Genomic DNA, 26,436 nt, shown 5'->3' on the forward strand with positions numbered 1-26,436 from the left:
ACTCACCCTCGCGGGCTTTCCTCCGGGCGCTTCCCTTCGGTCTTGCTGTCTTGCGTTTCCGACTCTATCAGATCTTTCCGATCCGATTTCCTCGGCGTCTTGCTGGTCTTACTTTTCGCTTTCCGGCCTTTCGGCCTTCTTGCGTTGTCGACTCTATCAGATCCTTTCGGGCCTGATTCCCTGTCAACCGGGTTTGTCTTCCCGGCCGTTGGGCCGTTCCGACGTCCCAAACGTTAGCGGATCCTCGCGGTCGTTCCTAATCGAGTCGATCAGGCCGTCCGCAACCCAGTTTCGATATTGAATTCGGGCACGCCGAAAACAATCCCGGTTCTGGGAGATCGTGCTGGTGTTTGGATGCCGCTTGAGCGGCGGGAGGTTGCCGAAGAACCGTTACGGCTCTGTGGCAACCCGAAGAACTTTACGGATCCGGTGGGGCAGTGTCAACCTCCCCGGTCAGGGGCCTCAGTCGAGGTCGGTGAGGCGGCCGCCGGCGTCCGGCTGGGCGTCCTCGACCCTGCGCAGGAGGCGCGTGAGGACCTCGCCCAGGAGGCCGCGCTCGACGGGCGTCAGATCCTGGAGGAGCTCCTCCTCGAAGACGGACGCGAGGCGCATCGCCGACAGCCACTTCTCGCGGCCCTGCGGGGTCAGCTCCACGATCACCCGGACGCGGTTGTTCTCGTCGCGATCCCGGGTGACCAGGCCCTCCTGGACCATGCGGTCGATGCGATGGGTCATGGCGGCGGGCGTCAGACCCAGACGCTTGGCCAGATCGCCGGGCCCCATCCGATAAGGGGAGCCGGAGAGGACGAGGGCCTTGAGTACCTCCCAGTCGGCGTTGCTGATGCCGATCTCCGAGGTCTGGCGCCCGTACGCCACGTTCATCCGGCGGTTGAGTCTGCCGAGCGCCGAGACGATCTGCTCGACCTGGGGGTCGAGGTCCTGGAACTCGCGCTGGTACCCGGCGATCTGCTCGTCGAGGGTCGGCTCGGCTGTCGGTCCGCCCGTGGTGTCGGCCATGCCGCGCAGTATGGCACGCAAGTGGTTGGCGTTGAAGTCCTTCTCTGTGTATTGTTTAGCTTCTAACTTTAGCTTCGAAGTCTTGACTGCGAAAGGGCAGGTGAAAGTGACCAGGGCGATGGGCGCCGCGATGCGCCGGGTTCAGGTGGGGAGCGCGCTGAGCGCGTTCGGTGTCGGCTTCACGGTTCCGTTCCTCTATGTGTATGTGGCCGAGGTTCGGGATCTTGGTGCCGGTGCGGCCGGCATCGTGCTGGCCGCGTTCGCCATGGCCGCCCTGGTCGTCCTGCCCTTCACCGGCCGCGCCATCGACCGGCGCGGTCCGCTGCCCGTCCTGCTGGTGGCGTCGGTCGTGGCGTCCGTCGGCGCGATCGGCCTCGGGCTCGCGACCAGTGAGCCGGCCGCCATCGGTGCGGCCGCCGTGCTCGGCGCCGGGACCGCGGTGCTGCAGCCCGCCCTCGCGACGATGATCGTCTGGTGCTCGTCACCCGAGACGCGGACGCGCTCCTTCGCGATGCAGTTCTTCCTGCAGAACCTGGGGCTCGGCATCGGCGGCCTCATCGGCGGCCAGATCGTGGACGAGAGCCGCCCGGACAGCTTCCTGCTGCTCTTCGGCATCGAGGCCGTCATGTTCCTGGTCCTCGGCGCGGTCGTGCTGAGCGTGCGGATGCCGCACGTGCCGTCGTTCGGCGAGGCGATACCGAAGGGCGAGTCCACGGGCGGACTGCGGGCGCTCCTCGGGAACCGGGCGATGGTGCAGCTGTGCGGGCTCGGGTTCGTGCTCTTCTTCGCCTGCTACGGGCAGTTCGAGTCGGGGCTGAGCGCCTACGGGGTCGAGGCCGCCGGTATCTCGGCGTCGACGCTCGGGATCGCGCTGGCCGCCAACACCGCCATGATCGTGGTCGCGCAGTTCGCCGTGCTGAAGTTCGTCGAGCGCCGGAAGCGGTCGCGGGTCATCGCCGCCGTGGGGCTCATCTGGGCCGTCGCGTGGATCGCCGCCGGGTACGCGGGCCTCGGGCACGGCAGCCAGGCCATGGCCACCGCCGCGTTCATCTCCACGTACGCGCTCTTCGGGCTCGGTGAGGCGATGCTGTCGCCGACCGTGGCGCCGCTGGTCGCCGACCTCGCGCCGGCCGGGCTGGTCGGCTCGTACAACTCGGCGTTCGCGCTGGTGAAGCAGCTCGCGCTCGCGGTCGGGCCCGCGGTGGGCGGGCCGATGGGGGCCGCGCTGCACGGGCCGTACATCGTGACGTTCCTGCTGTTCTCGCTGGGCATCACGGTCCTGGCGCTGCGGCTCGGAAAGCGGCTCACCCCGGTGCAGGACCAGCCGTCGCTGGCCGGAAGCCGGGTCGTCATGCAGAGCTCCAGGGAGCCCGCCCCCGCCGAGGCGTGAGCGCGGGGCGCCGGGCTCACCCCGTCCCGCGCGGCAGGACGAACTCGCACCACACCGCCTTGCCGCCGCCCGGTGTGCGCCGCGAGCCCCAGTTCGAGGCGATGGTGGCGACGATGGCGATGCCGCGGCCCGTCTCGTCGCCGGGTTCCGCGCGGCGGCGGCGCGGCAGGTGGTCGTCGCCGTCGGTCACCTCGATGATCAGGCGGCGGTCCGTGCGGCGCAGGCGCAGCCGCATGGGCGGGGTGCCGTGCTGAAGAGAGTTGGCGACGAGTTCGCTCGCGGCCAGGACGCCCAGGTCGTGCAACTCGGGCGCGAAGCGCCAGCTGGTCAGGACGCCGGAGGCGAAGGCGCGGGCGCGCGGCGCCGCCTCGACACCGCCGAGCAGCTCCAGTGCGGCGTTGCGGAAGCGCTCGCCGTCGGGGCCCTTGCGCGCCGGGTGCTGCAGGACCAGTACGGCCACGTCGTCGTCGTGGTCGGCCGTGACGCCCGCCGCCCGGATCAGGCGGTCGCAGATCACCTGGGGGGTGCCGGTCGCGCCCGACAGCGCGTGCTCGAGCGCCGCCACGCCCTCGTCGATGTCCTCGTCCCTGCGCTCCACCAGGCCGTCGGTGTACATGACCGCCGTCGAACCGGGACCCAGCGGCACGGAGCCGGAGGTGTGCAGCCAGCCGCCGGTACCGAGCGGCGGGCCCGTGGGCTCCTCGGCGCGGTGGATCGTGCCGTTCTCGTCGCGTACGAGGATGGGGAGGTGGCCGGCCGACGCGTAGACGAGGCGGCCCTCGTTCGGGTCGTGGACCGCGTAGACGCAGGTGGCGATCTGCTGCGGGTCGATCTCGATGGCCAGTCCGTCGAGCAGTTGCAGCACCTCGTGCGGCGGCAGGTCGAGGCGGGCGTAGGCGCGTACGGCCGTGCGGAGCTGGCCCATCACGGCGGCGGCGCGCACGCCCCGGCCCATCACGTCGCCGATGACCAGGGCCGTGCGGCCGCCGCCGAGGGTGATGACGTCGTACCAGTCGCCGCCGACCGCGGCCTCGGTGCCGCCGGGCTGGTACGTGGCCGCGATGCGCAGGTCGTCGGGCTCCTCCAACTCCTGGGGCAGGAGGGATCTTTGGAGGGTGACGGCCGTCTCGCGCTGCTCGCGCTCGCTCGTGCGCAGCCGCTCGGCCGCTTCCGCGTGGTCGGTGACGTCGGCCGCGAAGACCAGTACGCCGGGGCCCTCGGCCGTCTCCAGCGGCGTGCAGGTGACCGTGTACGAGCGACCGCCCGCGGCTTTGCGGGACTTGACCGTGCGGGGCTTCGCGCTGCGCAGCACCTGGTCGAGGAGGGGAAGCAGGCTCAGCTCGTCGAGTTCGGGCAGGGCGATCCTGGCGGGCTCGCCCGCGGGGCGGTCGCCGAAGGCCGCGACGTACGCGTCGTTGACGTACGCGACGCGGTGCTCGGGGCCGTGCACCAGGGCGACCAGGGCGGGGATGCGGTCGAGGACGTCGCGCAGGGGCAACTCGTCGACGGCACCTCCTTGATGGCCTTGATGGCCTTGATGGCTGTGACAGCTGTGACCGCCGTCGTCGTCGCCACCACCGCCGCCGCCCTTCTCGGGTTCGTCGGGCAGGTGCTCGGCGCGGGCCGCGGGCACGGCGCTCTCGCCTCGCTGGGGTAGGCCGTGGTCGGCCCGCGCTGCGGCGCGGCGCTGTGTTCCGGGGAGACGGGCGCTCCAGCGCGTGAAGTTCACTGTGGGACAAGCCTCGTGGGGTCGAGGGCGGGCGATGGGGCCCGCCCAGGGTCGTGGACCAGTCTGGCCGACCGTACTGACAAACGTCCGACGCCGGTCCGGGAGCGGGGTTCCGCGCTCAGGCCGAACGGCGGTCAGGACTTCGGTCGTCGGGTCGTCGCAGGGGCGGCAACAGGGCGGTCGGGGTTACCCGTTCGGGTTCCCGGACGGAGGAGGAGGGTCCTCGGGAGGAACGGCCCCGGCCGCGAGTTCGAACTCGGCGCGCGGCTGCTCCAACGAGCCCAGTGAGACGATCTCCCGCTTGAACAGGCCGGAGAGGGTCCATTCGGTCAGGACGCGGGCCTTCCGGTTGACGGTGGGCACCCGGCTGAGGTGGTAGACGCGGTGCATGAACCAGGCAGGGTAGCCCTTCAGCTTGCGTCCATAGACGTGTGCGACGCCTTTGTGGAGACCCAGAGACGCCACGGAGCCCACGTACGCGTGCTCGTAGTCGGCGAGGGCCTGGCCGCGCAGAGACGCCGTGATGTTGTCGGCGAGCGTCCTGGCCTGGCGCACCGCGTGCTGGGCGTTGGGCGCGCATTCCTTGCCCTGCTCCTCGGCGGTGACGTCGGGGACCGCGGCCGCGTCGCCCGCGCCCCAGGCGTGCGGGGCGCCGTCGACCGCGAGGGCGGCCGTGCACTTGAGGCGGCCGCGTCCGGTCAGCGGCAGATCGGTGGCGGCGAGCAGGGGACTCGGTTTGACGCCGGCCGTCCACACGACCGTACGCGTGGGAAAGCGGGAGCCGTCGCTGAGCACCGCGGTCCGGTTCTCGCAGGATTCGAGGCGGGTCTCGAGGCGTACGTCGACGTTGCGGCCGCGTAGTTCACGGATCGTGTACCGGCCCATTTCCGGGCCTACTTCCGGCAGGATCCGGTCGCTCGCTTCCACCAGGATCCACTTCAGGTCCTCGGCTTTGACGTTGTGGTAGTACTTCGCCGCGTAACGGGCCATGTCCTCCAGCTCACCGAGCGCCTCGACGCCCGCGTAGCCGCCGCCCACGAAGACGAAGGTGAGGGCCGCGTCGCGGATCGCCGGGTCGCGCGTGGAGGAGGCGATGTCCAGCTGCTCGATGACGTGGTTGCGCAGGCCGACGGCCTCTTCGACCGTCTTGAACCCGATGCCGAACTCGGCGAGGCCCGGGACGGGGAGCGTACGGGAGACCGATCCCGGTGCCAGGACCAGTTCGTCGTACGGGAGAGGGGCCGGTCCTGTGCCCTCGTCCTTGCTGGCGAGCGTGGAGTAGGTGGCCGTGCGCTTGGCGTGGTCGACGGCGACGACCTCGCCGACGATCACGTGGCAGTGCTCCAGGACGCTGCGCAGCGAGACGACGACGTGGCGCGGGGAGATGGAACCGGCGGCCGCCTCGGGCAGGAACGGCTGGTACGTCATGTACGGGTCGGGGGTGACGACGACGATCTCCACAGCGCCGCTTCTGAGCTCCGGTTTGAGCTTCTTCTGTAGGCGCAGGGCGGTGTACATCCCGACGTAGCCGCCACCGACAACAAGAATGCGCGCAGGTTCCCTCACCCTCCCATGACGCATCGGCCCCACGCGTTTGTCCACAGCCCCGGCAATTTGTGTGACGCGGCGAAGGCCCCGATTCCGGCCGGGCGTTACCCCTGCGTACGGGACAGCTGTGCAGGTCAGCGGGGAGGGCGGGGGCGCACGGCAGAGGGGCAATCGGGGCGGAATCGGCGCGTACTCCGTTCGGGGGGCGCACTGTGCGGAACCTGCCCCTTCTGAATTGACTCCAGCTCAACTATGTTCGTGTGCTGTCGGGGTGTCGGGGGATGCACTGCCGGGCCCGCAGGGCGGGCCCGAGAAATCGCTGTCTGTTCCTCACGCTTCGGCTGACAATGACGGGGAGTGTCTCCGGGGGGAGACGTCATTACCGGGGGAACACATATGCACATTCAGGAAAGTCAATGGACCTCAGCGTCTGCCGTCGCGCCCACGGGCGTTTCGGGAGGGGCCAACGGGCGGGGTACGGGCGACAGTTCGCGCTCGACGCCGCTGCGGGTGGACGCCCAGCGCAATCTTGAGCATGTGTTGCGCGCGGCCCGGGAGGTTTTCGGCGAGCTGGGGTACGGGGCGCCCATGGAGGACGTGGCGCGGCGCGCCCGCGTCGGTGTGGGCACGGTGTACCGGCGTTTCCCCAGCAAGGACGTACTGGTGCGACGAATAGCGGAGGAAGAGACGTCCCGGCTGACCGACCAGGCGCGTACGGCGCTCGGCCAGGAGGACGAACCGTGGTCGGCGCTCTCGCGCTTCCTACGGACGTCGGTGGCCTCGGGCGCCGGACGGCTGCTTCCCCCGCAGGTACTGCGGGTGGGCGTGGCCGACGAGCGGTCCGACGGTGCCCGGGACGAGAGGCGTGTCCCGGAGCAGCGCGTCGGAGCGCCCGAGCTGCGGCTGGTGGAGCAGCGGCCGACCATGCTCGACGAGAGCATGATCGGCGACGACACGGGTGCGGCGACGCTGCTCGAGGTCGTGGGGCGGCTCGTGGACCGGGCGCGTGCGGCCGGTGAGCTGCGCGGCGACGTGACGGTGTCGGACGTTCTGCTGGTCATCGCGACGGCGGCGCCCTCGCTGCCGGACGCCGCACAGCAGGCGGCGGCATCGGCCCGGCTGCTCGACATCCTTCTGGAAGGGCTGCGTTCGCGGCCCTAGTGAGCAGGTGGACGGGCGGGTGCGTTGACCGCGGGCGGCCGACATGTGCCGGCCGCGGTCAACTCACGTGCAGAGCACATCTGTTGCTGCTTCCCCGGATGAGTGAACGGTAGTGCTCAGGTGCGGGGAATCTCCACGGATGAGTGGTTGCTGTGCACGGACCAGCTCTGTGGGGTCCCGGTGTGACACTCTTTCCCGGTGTTCGGGTCAGAGTGTGCGGTCGGGGGCTTTCCGCGATGAGCGTTGACGGGCGGGACGAGCAGCGGCCCGACGGTGGGGGGACGGGCGACGGGAGTCTCCCCCCTCAGCAGGTGCCGAGCCAGGGCGGGCCCGGAAGGACGTCCGGCGAGCCGCGGAGCACGGCGCCGGACGCCGACGCCTCCGTACCGGCTCAGCGTGAGAGCGGCGTCTTCGCCGCCCCGGACGCGTCGGGCATCGAGTCGAGTGACGCGTCAGGTACCGGGTCCAGTACTCAACTGCCGCCCTCCGACGCCGATTTGATCGAGCGGATGCGCGCGGGGGACGACAGCGCGTACGAGGCGCTGTACCGCCGGCACGCCGGCGCCGTCCGCCGCTACGCCCGCACCTGCTGTCGCGACGCACACACCGCGGACGACCTGACGGCCGAGGTGTTCGCCCGCATGCTGGGCGCCGTCCGCGGCGGCAAGGGGCCCGAGCACGCGGTGCGCGCCTACCTGTTGACCTCAGTGCGCCACACTGCCGCGACCTGGACGAAAACGGCCAAAAAAGAGCACCTGGTCGAAGACTTCGCCGTGTTCGCCACGCAGGCCGCCCGCTCGAACGACGTATCGGACGACGACACTCTCGACCTCGGCGCCGACGTCCGCGCCATGCACGTGGCCGAGCAGTCGATGGCCATGCAGGCCTTCCGCTCGCTGCCCGAGCGCTGGCAGGCCGTGCTCTGGCACACGGAGGTCGAGGACGAGTCGCCCAGCGACGTGGCCACGCTCTTCGGGCTCGACGCCAACGGCACGCGGGTGCTCGCCAAGCGGGCGCGCGAAGGGCTGAAGGAGGCCTACCTCCAGGCACACGTCTCCACGACGCTCACCGAGTCCGAGGAGTGCTCCCGCTACGCGGACCGGCTCGGCGCGTACGCGCGCGGCAGCCTGCGGACGCGGGCCGAGCGGGGCCTGCGCAAGCACATGGACGAGTGCGCCAAGTGCCGGCTGGCCGCGGGGCAGATCAAGGAAGTCGCCAGCGGGATCCCGGGCGTCGTGCCGATCGCCGTCATCGGCTGGTTCGGCGCCGCCGGATACGCGAAGGTGGCCGCGCTCGTCGGCGGCGGCGCCGCGAGTGCGGCGGGTGCCGGGGCCGGCGCGGCAGCAGCGGCGGGCGGCAGCTCGTCCGGATCGGGCGCGGCCGGCGGAGCGGCGTCCGAAGGGCTCGGCGCGCCCGCGAAGGCCGGTATCGCGGCCGGAGTGGTGGCGGCCGGAGTCGCCGTCGCAGTGGCCATCGCGCTCGCCGGCGATCCGAAGCCCGAGCCGGAAGCGAAGGCCGCGAAGCCGCCGGTGTCGCAGCCGGTCCCGCCGCCGAAACCCTCACCCGAGCCGCCGACGCCCACGCCCGAACCCCCGGCGCCGAAGCCTGCGCCCGTGAAGCCGACGCCCACACCCACTCCCACGCCGAAGCCGACTCCGAAGCCCACGCCGCCCGAGCCGACACCGGCCAAGCCCACACCTGCCCCGACGCCGACGCCGACTCCCCCGAAACCGAAGCCGAAGCCGACACCGCCGCCTGCCCCCGCCGTCTACCAGTGGAACCGGCTGGCGTACGGCGCCCTCGGCGACGGCGCCGAGCCCGAGATGCGGCTCGGCGAGAGCAGCTGGGTGTGGCAGCGGTACGGCATGTCGATCGGCGGCAAGAGTTACGCGAACGGGGTCTCGGTGCACTCCGGGTCCTCCGTCACCATCGACCTGAACCGCACGTGCACGGCGTACGACGCGTTCGCCGGGGTCGACGACATGACGCTGGGGCTCGGAGCCGTCCGATTCTCCGTCTACGTCGACGGCGCCCGGGCCTGGAGCTCCCAGGTCGTCCGGGGCAACGACCCGGCCGTGCCGGTCCACGTCGGTCTGGCCGGGCACAAGACGATCCGGCTCGTGGTCGAACCGCACACCCCGTTCGGCTCGGTGGCGGTCGCCGACTGGGCCGAATCCCGGTTCACCTGTAGCTGAGGATGTAGTTGCGGGTGTCGTTGAGGGTGTCGTTGAGGGTGTCGTTGAGGGTGTCGTTGAGGGTGTAGTTGGGGCTTGCAGACAGACGCCCCCCGGTCAGCCCACGTCGGCGCCGGTGGACAGTTCGGCCAGGATCTGCTGCTGGGCGAGGGTCCTGCCCACCGCCTCCTCGGCCTCGTACCGGGCGTCCCCCAGCTCGTCCCGCGCGCGGGACGCCACCGCCGCGTGCTCGGCCCGCTCCGGCATCGGCCTGGGCTGGCCGTCGCGCAGCCTGTCCGACGCCGCGAACAGGCGCACCGCGCGCGTCAGGTCGCCGCCGCGGGCCAGCAGTTCGGCACCGACATCGATCAGGCCCGCGGTGACCGACTCGGCACAGCGCTCCATCACCGCGTCGCGCAACACCCCGACGAGACGCGTCAGGCCGGCCGCGGGGCCCGACTCCGCGGCCATGATGCGAGTGTCGGCCACCCCGAGCGCCGCGATGAACTGCGGCGGCGGCGTGCCGCCCAACGACACCGCGGCGGCACGGTCGCACAGCTCACGCGCGCGGGCCACCTCCCCGTCGGACAGCGCGAGATGCGCCCGCAGCAACGCGACGAAGGCCGTGGTGTCCACCGTCCCGTGCTGCTCCGCCTCCTCGCTCGCCACGTCGAGAGCCTTGTCCGCGGTGACGCGATCACCCTCCCGGTAGGCGATCTCGGCGAGGCGCGCCATCAGGAACGGCGTCTCCGCGTACGCCCCCACTTCGTAGGCGAGGCGCAGCGCCTCCTCGAACTCGCCCTTCGCCTCGTCCAGGCGGCCGCGCCCTATCGCGGCCTCCCCCGCGGCGCTGCACACCTGGGCGCGCATCCAGCGGTCGCCCACCCGGCGGCTGATGTCCCGCAGCTCCACGAGGTCGGTGTCCACGCCGTCCATGTTGCCCGGCATGTCGACAGCCGCGTGCGTACGGAACATCAGGGTGACGCCGACCTCCCAGTCGCCGCCGTAGCGACGGCAGTTGGCGACGGCCGCTTCGAGGGCGGGGCGCACGTCCTGCCATCGGGCGCTCTTGACGAGGAACAGCGAGAACGGCCAGATGATCCCGGGAAAGCGGGCGCCCTGCGGACTGGGCGGCTCGAAGACCGTCCGCACACGCTCCACGTACGCCCGGTCCTCCTCGCTGCCGACAGCCTCGTGGGGACGGGACTCGGCCATCAGGAAGAGGGACAGCAGCCGCAGATTCATCCGCGGCCAGTACATCGGGTCCGCCGGGTCCTCCGGGGCCGAGCGGTCCGGCATGATCCGCTCGATCGCCTCGATCCAGGACGAGCCCTCGGGGCGGTAGTTGCGCAGCCACCAGAACCAGCCCATGTGCAGCGCCAGAGCGACCGCGCTCTCCTCGTCGGCCGTGCCGGGTGCTGTCTCGGGTGCCGTCCCGGGTGCCGTCCCGGGTCCGCTCGTGGCACGCGTCAGCGCCGCCCGGATGTTGTCCAGCTCCGTCTCCACGCGCTCGATCCACGGGAGTTGCTCCGCCGAGCGCAGCTTCGGATCGGCCTGCGCCACCAGCGCGCGTACGTACGCGATGTGGCGGCGCTGGGCCTCCAGGAGCAGCCCGGCGGTCTCTTCGGCGCGCTCCGTGGCGTACTCGTGGATCGTCTCCAGCATTCGGTACCGCATGCCCCTCCTCTCCGGAGGGACGTGCCGGCCCTGGTGCGGTGTCGCGATCAGGAGGGACTTGTCCACCAGCGCGCCGATGATGTCGGCCACCGCGCCCGCGTCGCCCGCGCACACCGCCTCTGCCGCCTCCAGGTCCCAGCCGCCGGCGAACACCGACAACTCGCGCAGCGCCGCGCGCTCCCGGTCGTCGAGCAGGTCCCAGGACCAGTCGACGACCGCGCGCAGCGTCTGCTGGCGCGGCAGGACCGTACGGCTTCCGCCGGTCAGGAGACGGAAGCGGTCATCGAGACGGTCCGCGATCTGGCGCGGCGTGAGCAGTCTGAGGCGGGCCGCCGCCAGCTCGATGGCGAGCGGCAGCCCGTCGAGTCTGCGGCAGATCTCGGCGACGGCCGCCGGGTCCCTCGCCGGGTCAAAACCAGGGCTCACCGCCTGCGCGCGCTCCGTGAACAAGCGGTGGGCCGGGTCCGGGGGCAGCGGCTCGACCGGGCGCACCGACTCGCCCGGGACGCCGAGGGGTTCGCGGCTCGTGGCGAGGATCGTGAGGTCCGGGCAGCGGGTGAGGAGAGTCTCGGCGAGCTCCGCCGCCGCGTCGATGACATGCTCACAGTTGTCGAGGATCAGGAGCAGGCTGCGGTGGGCGCAGTACTCCAGGAGGAGCGCGGTCGGGTCGTCGTGCGGGCCCGACAACTCGTTCGTCATCAGGACCGTCTCGCGCAGGCCCAGTGCGCTGACCACTGCGCTCGGGACCGCGCGCGGGTCGTCCAGCGGTGCCAGCTCGACCAGCCAGGCCTGGGGGGTCGGGGCGGCGGACTCCTCTGCCAGGCGGGTCTTGCCGGTGCCGCCCGGGCCTGTGAGCGTGACCAGGCGTGCGCCTTGTAGGTCTGAACGGATGGCGGTCAGTTCGGGTTCCCGGCCTACGAAGGAGTTCAGGCGGGGGCGGAGGTTGCCTGTTCGGGGTGGGGTGGGGGTGGGGGTGCGGGTGGTGGGGGTGCGGGTGGTGGGGGTGCGGGTGGTCGTGGTGGGGGTGGGGGTGGGGGTGGTCGTCGTGGGGGCCTCTGACAGCAACTCCGCGTGCAGCCCTGCCAGTTCCGGGCCCGGGTCCGCCCCGAGGCCGTCCGCCAGCGTGCGGCGGGTCTCCTCGTACGCCGCCAGCGCGTCCGCGCCTCTGCCTGCCGCCCGCAGAGCTCGGATCAGGAGCGCGTGCAAGGGCTCGTCGTACGGGTGCTCCGCGGTGAGTTCCCTCAGTTCCGGTACGAGTTCGAGGGCGCGGCCCAGGCTCAGGTCCGCGCTCACACGCGCGCGGGTCGCCTCCAGGCGCTGTGCCTCGGGGCGGGTGGCCGCCGTGTGATCGGGCAGGTCCGCCAAGGCGGGGCCGCGCCACAGGGCCAGGGCCTCGCGCAGGATGCGGGCCGCCGGGACCGGGTCGTTCATGGCCAGGGCCGTGGTGCCCTCGCGGACCAGGCTCTCGAATACGTACAGGTCGATGTCGGCGCGGGTCGCGGCGAGACGGTAGCCGCCTGCTTCCGAGGTGATCGCTCCCTTGCCGAGTGCTCTGCGCAGGCGGCCTACCAGGGCCTGGAGTGCGGCTGGGGCGTCGGCGGGTGGGTCGTCCGCCCAGACGTCGCCGATGAGGGCGTTCACGGGGGCCGTGTGCGGGGTGTGCAGGGCCAGGGACGTGAGCAGGGCGCGGAGGCGGGGGCCGCCCACGGGTACGGCGTTGCCCTCGTCGTCGTGGGCCTGTGTGGTGCCCAGAATTGTGTACTGCACCTGGGCATTGTCGCCGGTTCGGTGGGGGGCGGGGGTGGATTTTCCCGCCGGGCGCCGTTGCGCATTCTGTACGTGGGTGGGGCGGGGCCGTGTCGGGGTACCTCCTCGGCCGGATTGGTCTCCACGCGTGTTTGCGCCATGGGCGGTCATCCGGCGCTGAGTTCCCGCGGCGTCCTGCGGGGGCACCCCGACACGTCCCCTCCCGTCGCGATGCGTGTGCCGACCGGTGGAACGTCTGGCATTTCGAGTGCCGACCGGTGGAACGTCTGGCATTTCGGGTGCGGCGCCGTCGGCTGTCGCCCCAGCGACGACCCGGGTGCGCCGCCGTCGGGCGGCCCTGCTGCCCGCCGGCTGCCGCCGCTACCGCGCCGCCCCGCCCGCCTTGGGCAATCTGCCTCCCCCAGACTCCGTCCGGGGGGACCCCCAGGGCGGCAGGGTGGGCAAGGCGGCACCCCAGCCCCGGGTACGCCATGCAAAGAGGCCCTCCCGGAAACGCCGAGACGATGGTCCCAGCGCCGGGGCACCACGTAAGCGCGCCCCCGCGAAAACACCGATACGGCACCCCGCCCCGGCGCACCCCGAAAGCAGGCCCGCGCAAAAATCGGCGACCTAGCGGAGCGGACCCGCTCCGAGGGCTCTTTCTGGGACCACGCTGCCCGTGGGGACCGCACGCGCGCGGGCGGGCGTGCCCGTCCAGCAGGTGCCGCGGCGCGACAGCAGGCGGCGCAGCCACAGTTCCAGGGCGACCAGGTCCGCGAGGCCGTCCAGGGGCAGGGGCTCACCGTCGGCCGCCGCGCGCAGCGCCTTGCGGACGACGCGGGCCTCGACCAGGCCCGTCTGCGCGAGCAGCGGCGTATCGAAGAGGGCGATCAGATTGTCCGCCGCCACTCGCAGACCGGTGCGGGCCGCCGCGGCCGAGGACGCGTGGGAGGTGGCCCCCCAGCCGGGCGGCAGGTCGGCGACGCCCGCGCCCTCCAGGACCGTACGCAGGATCGTCGCGCGGGCACCCGGCTGGACGCGCAGGGTCTCGGGAAGGGCGCGGCAGGCGCGGACCACCTGGTTGTCGAGGAACGGGGCGTGCAGGCGCTGGAAGCGGATCTCCGCGGCCTGTTCGAGGATGCGGAGGTCCGCCGCGTGCCGGGCCAGGGCGGCGCGGGCTCTGAATTCACCGGGCCGTTGGCCGGGGCCCGGACCCGGGCGGGTCGTTCCCAGTTGAAGGCGAACCGATACTTCTCGGAGGGCCTCGCCGGTCAGCCAACGCGCGGCCGGGCCCGGTCTCGCCCACGTGAGCGCGGCGAGGGACGCTCCGACGGCGCCGCCCGGCTCGTCGAAGCTGCGCTGCAGGAGCCGGTCCGCCAACGTCTCCATGCCCGCCTTGTAGGGCGTACGCGCCAGCTTGCGGGCCGCGCCGTACACGCGCGCGGGCACCGTGAACGAACCGTCCGCCTTCGTGAGCGCCGCTACCGGGCGCACCATGTGGCGGCGACGGCGGTCCATCAGGAGGTCGGTGAGCCGGGCCGGGTGTGCGTCCAGGACCTGGCGTGCCCCGTAGCCCGTGAAGTGGTCGGCGCTTCCGGAGGTGAGGCGTGCGCGGTGCCGCGCCGCCGTGACGAGGGTGGGGCTCGGCTCGTCGGTGAGCGGGCCGTCCAAGTCGGCGTAGGGCAGCGCTTCTTCACCTGCCGCTACTACGACGTGGTGCAGGCGTGGGTTCGCCGCGATCGCCCCCGCCCGTTCGAGTTCCGCTTCGTGGTTGGTCGTTGTCGTGGAGATGTCGTTGAAGGTCACCGCCAGCAGGCGCTCGCCCGCTCCCGTGCCGTGGCCCAGGACCGTGCCGGGCAGGCCGGGCAGGCCGGCCGCGAGGAGGGCGAGGGTGCCGGACGCGGGGCCGCCCGAGAGGTCCGCGCCGATGCCGGGCACGGGCATGCCGCGGGCGGCGCGCCGCTCGGCGGGGCCCATGCCGGGCACGGGTCCGGGGTCCAGGTCGGTGCCTGGCATGTGCCGGGGCGCGGCGAGCCGGGTCCGTACGGCGTCCACGAGGGCGTCCCGTACGCCGTCCACGGCGCTGACGGGGTCGACGGGGCCCGCACCCACCGCGAGGGACGCCACGGCCTCGTACCCGGCGATCTCGCGGGCGCCGGCCCGCAGGATCAGCGCGTGTCCTGGCGGGATGCGCCGGACGCCCTGGTACGGCGTCGAGTCGTGCAGCGCCTCCGGGACGTCGGGGGTGGCGAGCAGCGCGGCGAGATGGCCCACGTCGAGGCCGGCCTCGATGAGGTCCGCGAGGGGGAGGGCGGCGGTGGCGTAGGCCGTGCCGCCCGCCCAGGGGGTGTAGAAGACCGGGCGGGCGCCGGCCAGGTCACCGATCACCATGACGCGGCGGCCCACCTGAACGACGGCCGTGTAGCTGCCCGGCCAGTTGGTGAGGTGGCGCAGGGCGCCGCCGCGCGCGGCGAAGAGTCCGACGCGCAGTTGTTCGTCGGAGGCGCCGCACACGCCGAGGACCGCGATCCGCGTGTGGTCGTCGACCTTGACGATGCGCACCTCGTCGGGACGCCAGTCGCCGACCGCCCAGAGCGGGTCGGGATCACCCCACAGGAGGTGGGAGCCGACCGGATGTACCGTTTCGCCGTTCGCTCCCATGGCGCCCGCGGACTCGAAGGAAACAGGTCCGGCGGTGGTACTGCTCCATCCCACCAACCACCGCATCGCCGCCTCCACAAGCTGTGGACAACCAAGGGTTCCCCATGCTGCCACGAAGGAGGCGCCGAAGAGGGGCCAAGTGGGGAGCGGAACTCGTCGTACGCTCCCCTTAATGCGCCCCTTTCGAGCCGTAGTTGAACCGTGGCACCACCACGGCAACGTAGGACGACAGGGTCGGGATTCGGCCAAATCGGCTGCTGTTGGCCGGAGCTGAACACCCCGCTTCGGCCACAGCGCGCAACGCACAGTCCGGGAGGCGCACTTCGCCTCCCGGACCGGTCCGCCGCCCGCGGGGATGTAGGCGGCGGTGTCCCCCAGCCCACTGGATCCAGTACAGCGGGCCGACCCACGCAGGTTCCATGCAAGCGCCACCCCCATGCCCGAGTAAGAGCGCACGCACGGGCGCACGGCACCACACCAGGAGCACACGGTCACAGGGCGTGGCCTGCGCCGTATTTCCACGCGGACAACAATCTCGCCATCCGGAACTACGCCACTTAACGCTTGGGATCCGGCGAACTACGCTGGGTGTACGAATGCCGCGCGGTTATGCCAGGCCGCCATGGCCTGCGAGGTGCCGGCGCGGCAGCCGTCTGTGGTCGAGGGGTGGCGCATGTCCAGGGAGCTACGCGGACCGAACGAGAAACTCGGCGCCGTCCTCGCCCTCGCGGGAATCAGTAACGCGGGGCTGGCGCGTCGTGTCAACGACCTTGGCGCGCAGCGCGGGTTGACCCTTCGCTACGACAAGACATCGGTGGCGCGGTGGGTGTCGAAGGGCATGGTGCCGCAGGGCGCCGCCCCGCACCTCATCGCGGCCGCCATCGGGCAGAAACTCGGCAGGCCCGTGCCGCTGCACGAGATCGGTCTGGCCGACGCGGACCCCGCGCCCGAGGTGGGCCTCGCCTTTCCGCGCGACGTACGGGCGGCGGTGAAAGCCGCGACGGAGCTGTACCGGCTCGACCTCGCCGGGCGCCGGGCGGGCAGTGGCGGTATCTGGCAGTCCCTGGCCGGTTCTTTCGCGGTGAGCGCGTACGCGACGCCCGCCTCGCGGTGGCTGATAACACCGGCCGACTCTTCGGTCGCCCGCGAGGCGCACACCACCGAGGAGGGCTCACCCCAGAAGGTCGGCCACAGCGACGTACTGAAACTGCGGGAGGCCGCGGAGGACGCGAGGCGCTGGGACTCCAAGTACGGGGGCGGCGACTGGCGTTCGTCGATGGTGCCCGAGTGCCTGCGGGTCGAGGCGGCACCGCTGCTGCTCGGCGCGTACTCGGACGATGTGGGGCGTTCCTTGTTCGGCGCCTCGGCCGAACTGACACGGCTCGCCGGGTGGATGGCGTTCGACACCGGGCAGCAGGAGGCGGCGCAGCGGTACTACATCCAGGCGCTGCGCCTTGCACGGGCGGCCGCGGACGTGCCGCTGGGCGGTTACGTACTCGCCTCCATGTCGCTGCAGGCCACCTACCGCGGGTTCGGGGACGAGGGCGTCGACCTCGCGCAGGCCGCCGTGGAGCGCAATCGGGGCCTCGCGACCGCGCGCACCATGAGCTTCTTCCGGCTCGTCGAGGCACGCGCCCACGCGCGCGCCGGTGACGCGCAGGCGGCGGGAGCCGCGCTGCGGGCCGCCGAGGGCTGGCTGGAGCGGTCCCGGGACGGCGACAGCGATCCTTCTTGGCTGGGCTTCTACTCCTACGACCGGTTCGCCGCGGACGCCGCCGAGTGCTACCGGGACCTGAAGGCGCCCCGGCAGGTGCGCAGGTTCACGGAGCAGGCGCTGTCGCGGCCCACCGAGGAGTTCCAGCGCTCGCACGGCTTACGCCTCGTGGTGTCGGCGGTGGCCGAGCTGGAGTCGGGGAACCTGGACGCCGCGTGCGAGCAGGGGACCCGCGCCCTGGAGGTCGCGGGACGCATCTCGTCCGCGCGGACCACGGAGTACGTGAAGGACCTGCTGCACCGCCTGGAGCCGTACGGCGACGAGCCGCAGGTGGTCGAGTTGCGGGAGCGGGCCCGGCCGCTCCTGATGGCACCGGCCTGATCCGGACGACACGGACGGCACCGGCCTGATCCGGAGGGCCGACCTCGGGCCGTGCCCCTTGTCCCGCATGGATTGTCAGTGGCGTCGGGCAAGATGCAGGGCAGGAGGTGAGGTCCGGTGAGGACGGCTGCGTACGACGGGGATGTGCTGGTGGTCGGCGGCGGGATCGTCGGGCTCGCCACCGCGTATGCCGTCTCGCGCGCCGCACCGGGCACGCGCGTCGTCGTCCTGGAGAAGGAATCGGGCCCGGCCAGGCACCAGACGGGGCGCAACAGCGGGGTGATCCACAGCGGGGTCTATTACCGGCCCGGCTCGCTCAAGGCGCGGTTCGCGGCGCGCGGCGCCGCCGAGATGGTCAAGTTCTGCGTGGAGTACGGGATCGCGCACGCGGTCACCGGAAAGCTGATCGTCGCCACGGACCGGGACGAGCTGCCCCGCCTGCACGCGCTCGCCCAGCGCGGCAGGGAGAACGGGATCGCGGTGCGTGAGCTCGGTCCCGCGCAGATCCAGGAGTACGAGCCCGAGGTGCGGGGCCTGGCCGCCATCCACGTGGCGAGCACCGGCATCGCCGACTACCGCGCGGTCGCCGAGCACCTCGCGGAGGCGTCCGGCGCCGACATCCGGTACGGGGCGGACGTCGTACAGATCGACCGGCGGCCCGCGCTGGGGGTCGCCGCCCGGACCGCCGCCGGGGACGTCGTCCGCGGCAAGGTCCTCGTCAACTGCGCGGGGCTGCGCTGCGACCAGGTCGCCCGGCTCGCCGGGGACGGCCCGGGGATGCGCATCGTGCCGTTCCGCGGCGAGTACTTCGACCTGGCCAGACCCGAGCTGGTGCGCGGGCTCGTGTACCCGGTGCCGGATCCGGCGTTCCCCTTCCTCGGCGTGCATCTGACGCGCGGCATCGAAGGCAGCGTCCACGTCGGGCCGAACGCGGTGCCCGCGCTCGCCAGGGAGGGGTACGACTGGGGCGTCGTGCGGCCCCGGGAGCTGGCGGGGACGCTGGCCTGGCCCGGCTCGTGGCAGGTCGCGCGGCGCCATTGGCGGTACGGGGCCGGGGAGCTGCTGCGTTCCGCGTCGAAGCGCGCGTTCACCGACGCGGTGCGCCGGCTGGTGCCCGCGGTCACGCCGGACGACCTGATCGCGGCGCCCGCAGGGGTGCGGGCGCAGGCGGTGCTGCGGGACGGGACGCTGGTCGACGACTTCCTGATCCGGGAGGGCGCCCGCACGGTCCATGTGCTGAACGCGCCGTCCCCCGCGGCGACGGCCGCCCTGCCCATCGGCAGGGAGGTGGCCCGCCGGGCTCTCGACGCGCTCGGCCCGGTCTAGGACCTGTCCGAGCCCCCGGCGCGGCGCCCCGCACCCCGGCCGTGCCGCGAACCCGTAAAATCGCCCCCACTGTGTCTGAGTCCGAATCGCCCAAGCCCCCCGCCCCGCCCGTGCGCCCGAACGAGCCGCGCTTCCCCGACGGGCCGCGGCCCGACCCGGCCGGATCGCACTTCGAGCGGCGTATCCGCAGCTTCCAGCCGCGCCGCAGCAGGGTCAGCCTCACGCAGGCCGACGCGTTGCAGCGGCTGTGGTCCCGGTGGGGCCTGGACATCGACGGGCAGCGCGTCCTCGATCTCGCCGAGCTCTTCCCCGGCCTCGACCGGGTCGTCCTGGAGATCGGCTTCGGCATGGGCGAGGCCACGGCGCAGATGGCGGCCGATGACCCGTCGACGGGCATCCTCGCGGTCGACGTCCACACACCGGGCCAGGGCAATCTGCTGAACCTGGCCGAGCGCGGCGGCATGACGAACGTACGGGTGGCCAACGGCGACGCGATCATCCTGCTGCGCGCGATGCTGCCCGACGACAGCCTCGACGGGCTGCGCGTCTACTTCCCCGACCCGTGGCCGAAGGCGCGGCACCACAAGCGCCGGCTGATCCAGCCGGAGTTCCTGGACCAGGTGGCCGGGCCGCTCAGGCCCGGAGCGCTGGTGCACTGCGCGACGGACTGGGAGGAGTACGCGGAGCAGATGCTCGAGGTGCTCACCGCCCACCCCGACTACGAGAACACCCGGCCCGACGGGGGCTTCGCGCCACGTCCCGCGTTCCGCCCGCTGACCCGCTTCGAGGGCCAGGGTCTGGACAAGGGGCACGTGGTGCACGACCTGCTGTTCCGCCGCCGGTAGCGAGAAGGGACCTGGGCCCCGTCGCGGCCCGCCGCATCCCTCGTTAGGGTCAACGAGTGGCTTCGTATCCCGGCTGCCCGCCTCACCAGGACCCCGCCCCCGGCACCCGGCCGGCCGGCGCGGTTCCGCATCCCCGCTGGTGGGAACGGAAAGGTGTGCGGGCCGCTGGTCTCGCCACGCTGCTCGCGCTGTCCGGCGCGGTCATCGCGGCGCTGGTGCGGGAGCAGACCGGCACGGAGGGTTTCCTGGTCGGGCTCGGCCTGGCCGTGCTGCCCGTGCCGCTGCTGATATCCGCGTTCCGCTGGCTGGACCGGGTGCGGCCCGGGCCCTGGCGGAACCTGCTCTTCGCCTTCGCCTGGGGCGCCTGCGCGGCGGCCCTGATAGCGATCGTCGCGAACAGTTTCGCGACCCGCTGGATCGAGACCGCCACCGCCGACCCGACCGGCGCCGACACTCTCGGCGCCACCGTCATAGCCCCCGTCGTGGAGGAGTCCGCGAAGGCCGCGGCCGTGCTGCTCGTCTTCCTGTTCCGCAGACGGGACTTCACCGGCATCGTCGACGGCGTGGTGATCGCCGGGGTCACCGCGACCGGCTTCGCGTTCACCGAGAACATCCTGTATCTGGGCAACGCGTTCGGCACCGACCAGCTGACCGGCACGGGCCCCGGCCTGACCTCGGTGACGGCGGCGACGTTCTTCGTGCGCATCGTGATGTCGCCGTTCGCGCACCCGCTGTTCACGGTGCTCACCGGCATCGGTTTCGGGATCGCCGCGGTCATGGCGCCCGACCGCGGCCGGGTCCGCCGCGTGCTCCTGCCGCTCGCCGGGCTGCTCGCCGCGATGGGCATGCACGCGTTCTGGAACGGCTCGTCGTCCTTCGGCGAGTACGGGTTCTTCGCGGTGTACGCGGCGTTCATGGTGCCGGTGTTCGGCCTCGTCACCTGGCTCGCGGTGTACGTACGCCACCGCGAGCTGCGCACAGTGAGAGATGAACTGCCCGCCTATGTCGCCGCGGGCTGGCTCGCGCCGCCCGAGCCGTTCGCCCTCGGCTCGCTCAAGGCCCGCCGCCTGGCCCGGGAGTACGCCGCGTACTACGGAGGCAAGGAGGCGGAGACGGCGGTCGCCGAGTACGAGCGGTACGCGACGTCGCTCGCGCTGCTCAGGCGCCGCGGCCACAAGGGCCGGGCCGGCGCCGATTTCGTCGTACGGGAGCGGGAGTTGCTCGACGCGCTGTGGGAGCGGCGCGGCTACGCGCGGTCCGCGCTCGCCTACGCCTCCCAGGTCGCGGCCCCGATGTGGCGGCCGCCGGTGTACGCGGGACCGATGCCGCAGGGACCCGCGTACAACCCGTACCGCTACTGAGGCCCTTCCAAGACGTCAGGCGGAGGCCGTCGTGAGGCGGCCGAGCTCCGCGTCCGTGAGCTCCAGGTCCGCGACCGCGAGCAGCGCGGGCAGCTGCTCGACCGTGCGCGCGGACGCGATCGGCGCCGCCACGGTGGGCTGCGCGGCGAGCCAGGCCAGGGCGACCGTGGCGATCTCGGCGCCGCGGGCCCCCGCGATCTCGTCGAGGGCGGTCAGCACCTGTCGGCCGCGCTCGGTCTCCAGGTGCTTGGCCGCGCCTCCGGCCCGCGCGCTGTCGACCGTGACGCCGGGCCGGTACTTGCCGGTCAGGAAGCCGGCGGCCAGCGCGTAGTACGGGACGGCGGCGAGCCCGGCGCGGGAGGCGATGTCCTGCCGGGCGCCCTCGTACGTGTCGCGTGAGACGAGGTTGTAGTGGGGCTGGATCGCGACGTACCGGGCGAGGCCCTCGCGGTCGGAGAAGTCGAGGGACTCCTGGAGGCGCTCGGGCGAGATGTTCGACGCGGCGATGTTGCGCACCTTGCCCGCCTTCACGAGCTCGTCGAGCGCGCCGATGATCTCCTCGACGGGGATCGTCTCGTCGTCGTCGAAGTGCGTGTAGTACAGGTCGATGTAATCGGTGCCCAGGCGCGTGAGGGAGGCGTCGGCTGCGGCCTTGATGTTGGCGCCGCGCAGGCCCTTGAAGTCGGGGTGGCGGGCGACCTTGGTGGCGATGACGACGTCGTCGCGGTTGCCGCGGGCCTTGACCCACTTGCCGATGACGGTCTCCGACTCACCGCCCTTGTTCCCCTCGATCCAGGCCGAGTACGAGTCCGCCGTGTCGATGAAGTTGCCGCCCCCGGCGGTGTAGGCGTCGAGCACCGCGAAGGAGGCGGCCTCGTCGGCGGTCCAGCCGAACACGTTCCCGCCGAGGGAGAGCGGGAAGACCTCCAGGTCGGAGGAGCCGAGCTTGCGCAGTGCGGGAGAAGAAGTCATGCCCGACTTCAACGCCCCTACGGAACCTGGTATTCCGGACACGGTGTTCCGTACCCGTGTTCCGTACCCGTGTTCCGCAGGGGCGGACAGGGCTCAGGGAGTGAGGCCCTTGCCGCGCAGCCACACCGCCGGGTCGATGCCGGTGGCGTCCCCGCCGGGGTGGACCTCCAGGTGGAGGTGGGGCCCGGTGACATTGCCGGTGGCGCCGACGCGGCCGATGACGTCGCCGGTGGAGACCTTCTGTCCGGCGCTGACGTTGAGCGAGGACTGGTGGCAGAACCACAGCTCGGTGCCGTCGTCGAGGGTGATGATCGTGCGGTAGCCGTACGCGCCCGCCCAGCCGGCCTCGGTGACGGTGCCGCTGTGGACGGCGTAGATCGGCGTACCCGTGGAAGCCGCGAAGTCGAGGCCCGTGTGGTAGCCGGAGGACCACATGGATCCGGGCTGCCCGAAGGTGCCGGTGATGGTGTACGAGGCGACGGGGAGCTTGAAGCTCTTGGCCAGCTTGGCGAGGCGCTCGGCCTCGGCCTTCTTCTTGGCCTCCTCCGCCGCCTTCTTCTTGTCGGCGGCGGCCTTGGCCTCGGCCTTCTCCTGCTTCGCCGACGCTTCCTCGGCGGCCTGCTCGGCGGCGGCCTTCTGAACCGCGGCCTGCGCCGTGGCGTCGGCGGCGTTCTGCTGGGTCTCGGCCTGCTGCATGATGCGGGCGCGCAGCGTCTCGCCCGCGTCCGACTGCCCGTTGCCCACCGTGGTGAGCGGGGTGGCCGAGGCGGCGCCGGACGAGGAGTCGGAGCCGTCGGATATGAGCGCACCCACGCCGGGCAGCGACTTCGCCTCGGGCAGCGAGTCCTTGACCGCCGAGAGGTCGGGCATGGAGATGTGGACGGCGGGCTTGCCGCCCTGCGCGCTGGCGATGCCGCCCGCGCCGACGGCGGCGATCACGCCGACACCGAGGACCGTGGAGCTGCGCGCGAGGCCGCCGCGCTGCCGGGCTACGCGGTGTTTGCCGCGGACGGGACGGACGGACTCCTCGGTGGGATTCCACTCCTCCCAGGTCTCCTGCTCGACACCGAACCCGCCATCGGCGGGGTCGGCGGAGAATCCGGAGAACTCGGGGGCAGGGCGGTTCGACGCCACGGGGGCGCTCTCCTTTCCTTCCTTCTCGCCTACCGGGTTAGCTGACGGGTTCGGAGCAGGAAGGTCTCCTACGAGCACGTCCGGCGCCCGAAAAGCGACGGAACGATGCCTGATTCACCCCAAGTTGGTGGTTCCCCGGCTCCCTTTCGGGATTAAGCGTGTGCGCACGGAGCCGTCGCTAGTGACGGCTGGGACGACCGCGCTGCGTTATCGAACGTTAATAGACAGCCGACAGTAATTCCAAGCCGTTCCCATTGATCGTTCACGTTCACGGCCTGGACTTAACGGGGCACGAGCGGGCGCAATCGGGCGAGTTGACCGCCGGTTCCGGCGCATCCCAAACCCGTCAGTTTCTGACGTAGTGTCAATTGTTATGCGCAGTGGTGTCGTGCGGTCACCCCTCGTGACATCGATCAAGGACGCCGTACGGCGAGCAGCGCCATGTCGTCACTGGCGCCGCCCCCGGTGTGCAGGCGTACCTCTTCGGCCAGCGTCGCGAGAAGCTCCCCCGGCCCAGGGAAGACGCGGCCGGCGAGCCGGGCCGCGGGGTCGTAGAAGACGCCCCTCGCGTTCCGCGCCTCGGAGAGCCCGTCGGTGAAGAGCAGCAGCGTCGCCGCGGGCGGGAAGCCGGCCTCGGTGGCCCGGTCCGGCCAGGAGCCGAGCTCGCCCAGGCCGAGCGGCAGCGCCGCCTCGGCGGGCTCGATCACCTGGACCGTGCCGTCGCCGAGCACCACGATCGGCTCGGGATGCCCGCGGTTCAGGATGCGCAGGACGTCGCCGCCGTGCGGGATCTCGGCGAGCACCGCGGTGGTGAAGCCCTCGAAGTCGTCGATGCCGCGGCGCCGGCCGCCCTCCCGGGCCAGCGCCCGCTCCAGGCGCTGGGCGACCGCCTCCAGGCTGCCCTCCTGCTCGGCGGCCTCACGGAACGCGCCGATGACGACGGCCACGGCGGCGACCGCACCCATGCCCTTCCCGCGTACGTCCCCGACCACGAGCCGCACGCCGTGCGGAGTGTCCTGCACCGCGTACAGGTCGCCGCCGATGAACGCGTCGGCCTGCGCCGCCTCGTACCGGGCCGCGATGGCCAGGCCGCCGATCCGCCCGGCCGGCTCCGGCAACACCGCGAGCTGGGCCGCCTCCGCGATCTGCCACGCCGAGGCGAGTTGCTCGTCGCCGCGGCGCACGATCCGGTTGATGAAGCAGGCCAGGACGCACACCGTGGCCACGGTGGCCATCTCGGTGTAGACGTCGGAGTGGAACGAGTATCTGAGGTGTACGGCGACGATGGCGCCGATCGAGACGGCCCCGGCCATGATCGTGCTGCCCAGCGAGAAGAACGGGGCGACGACCAGGGGCGCCGCGCTGAACAGGGGAGACCCTGCGAACCCGGACGGCGTGCAGTACTCGTAGACCGCACCGCCGACGATCAGCAGCAGGGGCAGCACGCGGAGAAAGGCACGCGTGGCGACGGAATCCGCCCCGAGTCCGTGCCGCCCTCCTCGCTGCCCCACCACTTGTCTCCCGCCACGTCCGCGGCCGATACCCGGCGTCTCACCAAGGGTTCCCGGAAGGCGGGCCGGGGGCGAGCATTACTGCTCCGTCCGGGTCAATCCCGTAAAGCCACCGAGGCCCGCAAACAGGCAGAGGCCGGAATCTCGAAAGATTCCGGCCTCTGCCTTCAGTAGCGGGGACAGGATTTGAACCTGCGACCTCTGGGTTATGAGCCCAGCGAGCTACCGAGCTGCTCCACCCCGCGGCGATGAATGCAACACTACGCCATCCGGGACGGTGAAAGCCAATCGCTCCCCGCGGCCACGGCGGCGGCCGCTATGCGGCCTGCGCGTGCGTGAGCGTTTCCCATGCCACGAACAAATCGTCCGTGCCCTCGGGCCGCTGCTGCCGGGTGAGTTTCTCGGTCTCCGGAAGCTCCATCCCGAGGCGTCCCCGGAGATGGCTGAGCGCCACTTCGGTGTCGGGCCCCATGTCCCGCTGCACCTTGCCACCGCACAGCCAGGCCGGGGCGGTGGCGCCGAGCTGGTACTTGGAGTGGAACTCCAGCGCCGCCGCGAGCCGGTCCTTCACCTCTCCGTACAGGTCGAGGCCCTGGTGCCAGGCGGTCTCGGCGATGTGGGAGGTCGCGGCGAGCGAGTAACTGGCGTGCTTGAAGTTGCGGCAGGTTTCCTGGGCGAGCCCGTCCTTGAACGTCTTCTGCCCGAACCAGTACGTCTGTAGCTTCTGCGGGGTGTCGATGTCACTGCCCGCGGGCCGCACCGGCAGCGGCCCGTCGGAGGAGAGGTAGAAGTACGCGGGGACGCGGGTCCTGAAGTGCTGCACGGCCTGGTCGAAGGCGGCCCGGTCGTTCAAGTGGACCGCCACGCTCATGGTGGCGTCGGCCATGACCAGGTCCCAGTTGCCGTTGAAGTCGGCGGAACCGCCGCGCACCCCGGGCAGGTAGGCGTCGCGCAGCATCCGCTGGAACTTCAGCTCCTGGCCGTCGGGCCAGCCGTCGTACGTGTACTGCATCAGCTCGGCGGCCTTCGCCCACGACGTGGCGGCCCAGGCGGTCTGCAGCCCGGCGTTGCCCTCGGTGTGCCGCTTCACCGTGCCCGCCCAGGCGTCCAGGATCTGCACGGCCTTGACGGCGTGGGCCTTGTCACGGGTGATGTTCCAGAGCAGCGCCTGGGTGTAGGCGGCGATGGCGTCCTCGCGCTCCTCCACGCAGCCCTGGCCCGGCCGGGTGTCGGGCGGGCACCGAACGACGGCGTACGGCTTCGCCTTGTAGTCGAGGGCGGCGTACTTGCTCGTGCTCATCTCCTTGTACGCCGACAGCCACGGCTCTTCCTTACGGGCGACGTGGTCGCGGACGGCCGTCAGCTGCGCCGTGCCGACCAGCACGCCGGGGTGCGCGAAGGCGTGGCCGGCGGGGCGGGTGTCGGGGTGTGCCGCGACGTCCGCGGCGGTGCCGGCCGACGAGCCGCACGCCGCGACGGCGCCCATCAGAGCCGGGACGAGGAACCCCAGCGATACGTTGCGCGCCCGCCTGCCCGCTGCCATGCCATACCTCGCCATGCCTCCGGTACCTCCGGTTCGGTCACTGGCAGCGTGACCCGTGCGGGCCGGCGGCGCAGGATCTGTTGCGCCGGTCGGGAGCCCGGCCACCCGGCCGTCGCACGGTCCTGTCGCACGGCCGACCGGCGTTTAGACCTGTCGAGTGGGGGGCTTCCTTGTCCCGTGTCCGCCATGTCCTGCGTGCAGTTATGGAGACATGACCTCAACTCGACGAGTTATCACCGCGGTTCTGCTCGCAGTCGGCTCCACCGCGATCGCCGCACCGGCCGCGGGGGCCGCCACGCTGCCCGACCCGTCCAGCAACATGATCTCCCCCACCGCGACGCTGGACGCGGTCTCCACCATGGCCGTGCCCGCCGCGCACCGCGACGAGGTGCCCCGTACGGCCGAGCAGCTCCAAGGCCTCAACCAGTTGAACAAGCTGAGCGAGCTGCACCAGGTCACGGACCTGGTGGCGCCGGTCACCAACCTGCTCGGCAGCTGACCAGGGCATCCGGACACGCGTGAGGGGCAGCTGCGCTCAGCAGCTGC

Annotated in this window: 17 protein-coding genes, 1 tRNA gene and 1 riboswitch; of the genes, 8 read left to right on the plus strand and 10 right to left on the minus strand. The window is 72.0% G+C overall.

The features are described from left to right. Positions 1-462: 462 nt before the first annotated feature. Positions 463-1,017, minus strand: coding sequence for a MarR family winged helix-turn-helix transcriptional regulator (locus tag ACIREE_RS17620; RefSeq protein WP_404152351.1), 555 nt, complete (start codon positions 1,015-1,017; stop codon positions 463-465). Between the two features lie 118 nt (positions 1,018-1,135). Between ACIREE_RS17620 and ACIREE_RS17625 the strand changes: the two genes are divergently transcribed. Continuing rightward, entirely contained in the window at positions 1,136-2,407 is a 1,272-nt protein-coding gene (locus ACIREE_RS17625; RefSeq protein WP_404153279.1) for an MFS transporter, read from the plus strand. Positions 2,408-2,423: 16 nt separating this feature from the next. Here ACIREE_RS17625 and ACIREE_RS17630 read toward each other — a convergent pair whose 3' ends face one another. Continuing rightward, entirely contained in the window at positions 2,424-4,136 is a 1,713-nt protein-coding gene (locus tag ACIREE_RS17630) for a SpoIIE family protein phosphatase (protein ID WP_404152353.1), read from the minus strand. A 186-nt stretch (positions 4,137-4,322) separates the two neighbouring features. Next, the gene (locus ACIREE_RS17635) at positions 4,323-5,717 is read right to left on the minus strand and encodes an NAD(P)/FAD-dependent oxidoreductase (RefSeq protein WP_404152356.1); all 1,395 of its coding nucleotides are present in this window, start codon (positions 5,715-5,717) and stop codon (positions 4,323-4,325) included. A gap of 363 nt (positions 5,718-6,080) precedes the next feature. Between ACIREE_RS17635 and ACIREE_RS17640 the strand changes: the two genes are divergently transcribed. Both ACIREE_RS17640 and ACIREE_RS17645 read left to right on the plus strand, forming a co-directional pair. Further along, positions 6,081-6,845, plus strand: coding sequence for a TetR/AcrR family transcriptional regulator (locus tag ACIREE_RS17640; protein WP_404152359.1), 765 nt, complete (start codon positions 6,081-6,083; stop codon positions 6,843-6,845). A 236-nt stretch (positions 6,846-7,081) separates the two neighbouring features. Continuing rightward, the gene (locus tag ACIREE_RS17645) at positions 7,082-9,040 is read left to right on the plus strand and encodes a sigma-70 family RNA polymerase sigma factor (RefSeq protein ID WP_404152362.1); all 1,959 of its coding nucleotides are present in this window, start codon (positions 7,082-7,084) and stop codon (positions 9,038-9,040) included. A gap of 96 nt (positions 9,041-9,136) precedes the next feature. Here the strand turns inward: ACIREE_RS17645 and ACIREE_RS17650 are convergent, their stop codons facing one another. Together ACIREE_RS17650 and ACIREE_RS17655 are read right to left on the minus strand one after the other, a co-directional pair. Beyond that, on the minus strand, positions 9,137-12,463 hold the full coding sequence (locus ACIREE_RS17650) for an AfsR/SARP family transcriptional regulator (protein WP_404152365.1): 3,327 nt from the start codon (positions 12,461-12,463) through the stop codon (positions 9,137-9,139). 609 nt (positions 12,464-13,072) lie between these two features. Continuing rightward, positions 13,073-15,169 carry an asparagine synthase-related protein gene (locus ACIREE_RS17655; RefSeq protein WP_404152367.1) on the minus strand — a complete coding sequence of 699 codons (2,097 nt, stop codon included), beginning with the start codon at positions 15,167-15,169 and terminating at the stop codon, positions 13,073-13,075. 607 nt (positions 15,170-15,776) lie between these two features. Here ACIREE_RS17655 and ACIREE_RS17660 point away from each other — a divergent pair. The 4 genes from ACIREE_RS17660 (at position 15,777) to ACIREE_RS17675 (ending at position 20,730) form a co-directional block, all read left to right on the plus strand. Then, entirely contained in the window at positions 15,777-17,198 is a 1,422-nt protein-coding gene (locus tag ACIREE_RS17660) for an MFS transporter (protein WP_404152369.1), read from the plus strand. A gap of 117 nt (positions 17,199-17,315) precedes the next feature. Then, positions 17,316-18,524 carry an L-2-hydroxyglutarate oxidase gene (lhgO, locus tag ACIREE_RS17665; protein ID WP_404152372.1) on the plus strand — a complete coding sequence of 403 codons (1,209 nt, stop codon included), beginning with the start codon at positions 17,316-17,318 and terminating at the stop codon, positions 18,522-18,524. A gap of 71 nt (positions 18,525-18,595) precedes the next feature. Beyond that, positions 18,596-19,369, plus strand: coding sequence for a tRNA (guanosine(46)-N7)-methyltransferase TrmB (gene trmB, locus ACIREE_RS17670; RefSeq protein WP_404152375.1), 774 nt, complete (start codon positions 18,596-18,598; stop codon positions 19,367-19,369). A 56-nt stretch (positions 19,370-19,425) separates the two neighbouring features. Then, on the plus strand, positions 19,426-20,730 hold the full coding sequence (locus ACIREE_RS17675) for a PrsW family intramembrane metalloprotease (RefSeq protein WP_404152377.1): 1,305 nt from the start codon (positions 19,426-19,428) through the stop codon (positions 20,728-20,730). Positions 20,731-20,745: 15 nt separating this feature from the next. Here the strand turns inward: ACIREE_RS17675 and ACIREE_RS17680 are convergent, their stop codons facing one another. The 5 genes from ACIREE_RS17680 to ACIREE_RS17700 all read right to left on the minus strand — a co-directional run bounded on the left by ACIREE_RS17680 (position 20,746) and on the right by ACIREE_RS17700 (position 25,890). Further along, a complete protein-coding gene (locus ACIREE_RS17680) occupies positions 20,746-21,702 on the minus strand; it encodes an aldo/keto reductase (RefSeq protein WP_404152379.1) in 957 nt (318 codons plus the stop codon). A 93-nt stretch (positions 21,703-21,795) separates the two neighbouring features. After that, entirely contained in the window at positions 21,796-22,836 is a 1,041-nt protein-coding gene (locus ACIREE_RS17685) for a M23 family metallopeptidase (protein WP_404152381.1), read from the minus strand. A gap of 11 nt (positions 22,837-22,847) precedes the next feature. Beyond that, positions 22,848-23,005, minus strand: a riboswitch (cyclic di-AMP (ydaO/yuaA leader). Between the two features lie 244 nt (positions 23,006-23,249). Next, positions 23,250-24,350, minus strand: coding sequence for a PP2C family protein-serine/threonine phosphatase (locus ACIREE_RS17690; protein WP_404152383.1), 1,101 nt, complete (start codon positions 24,348-24,350; stop codon positions 23,250-23,252). A gap of 168 nt (positions 24,351-24,518) precedes the next feature. Next, positions 24,519-24,592: transfer RNA gene (locus ACIREE_RS17695), tRNA-Met, on the minus strand. A 71-nt stretch (positions 24,593-24,663) separates the two neighbouring features. Then, positions 24,664-25,890: an alginate lyase family protein gene (locus tag ACIREE_RS17700; RefSeq protein ID WP_404152386.1), complete on the minus strand. Its 1,227-nt coding sequence runs from the start codon at positions 25,888-25,890 to the stop codon at positions 24,664-24,666. Positions 25,891-26,101: 211 nt separating this feature from the next. Between ACIREE_RS17700 and ACIREE_RS17705 the strand changes: the two genes are divergently transcribed. After that, entirely contained in the window at positions 26,102-26,389 is a 288-nt protein-coding gene (locus ACIREE_RS17705) for a hypothetical protein (protein WP_404152389.1), read from the plus strand. The last annotated feature ends 47 nt before the right edge of the window (positions 26,390-26,436 follow it).

It is taken from the genome of Streptomyces sp. NPDC102467, from assembly GCF_044765445.1.
In the GTDB taxonomy this organism is placed as follows: Bacteria; Actinomycetota; Actinomycetes; order Streptomycetales; family Streptomycetaceae; genus Streptomyces.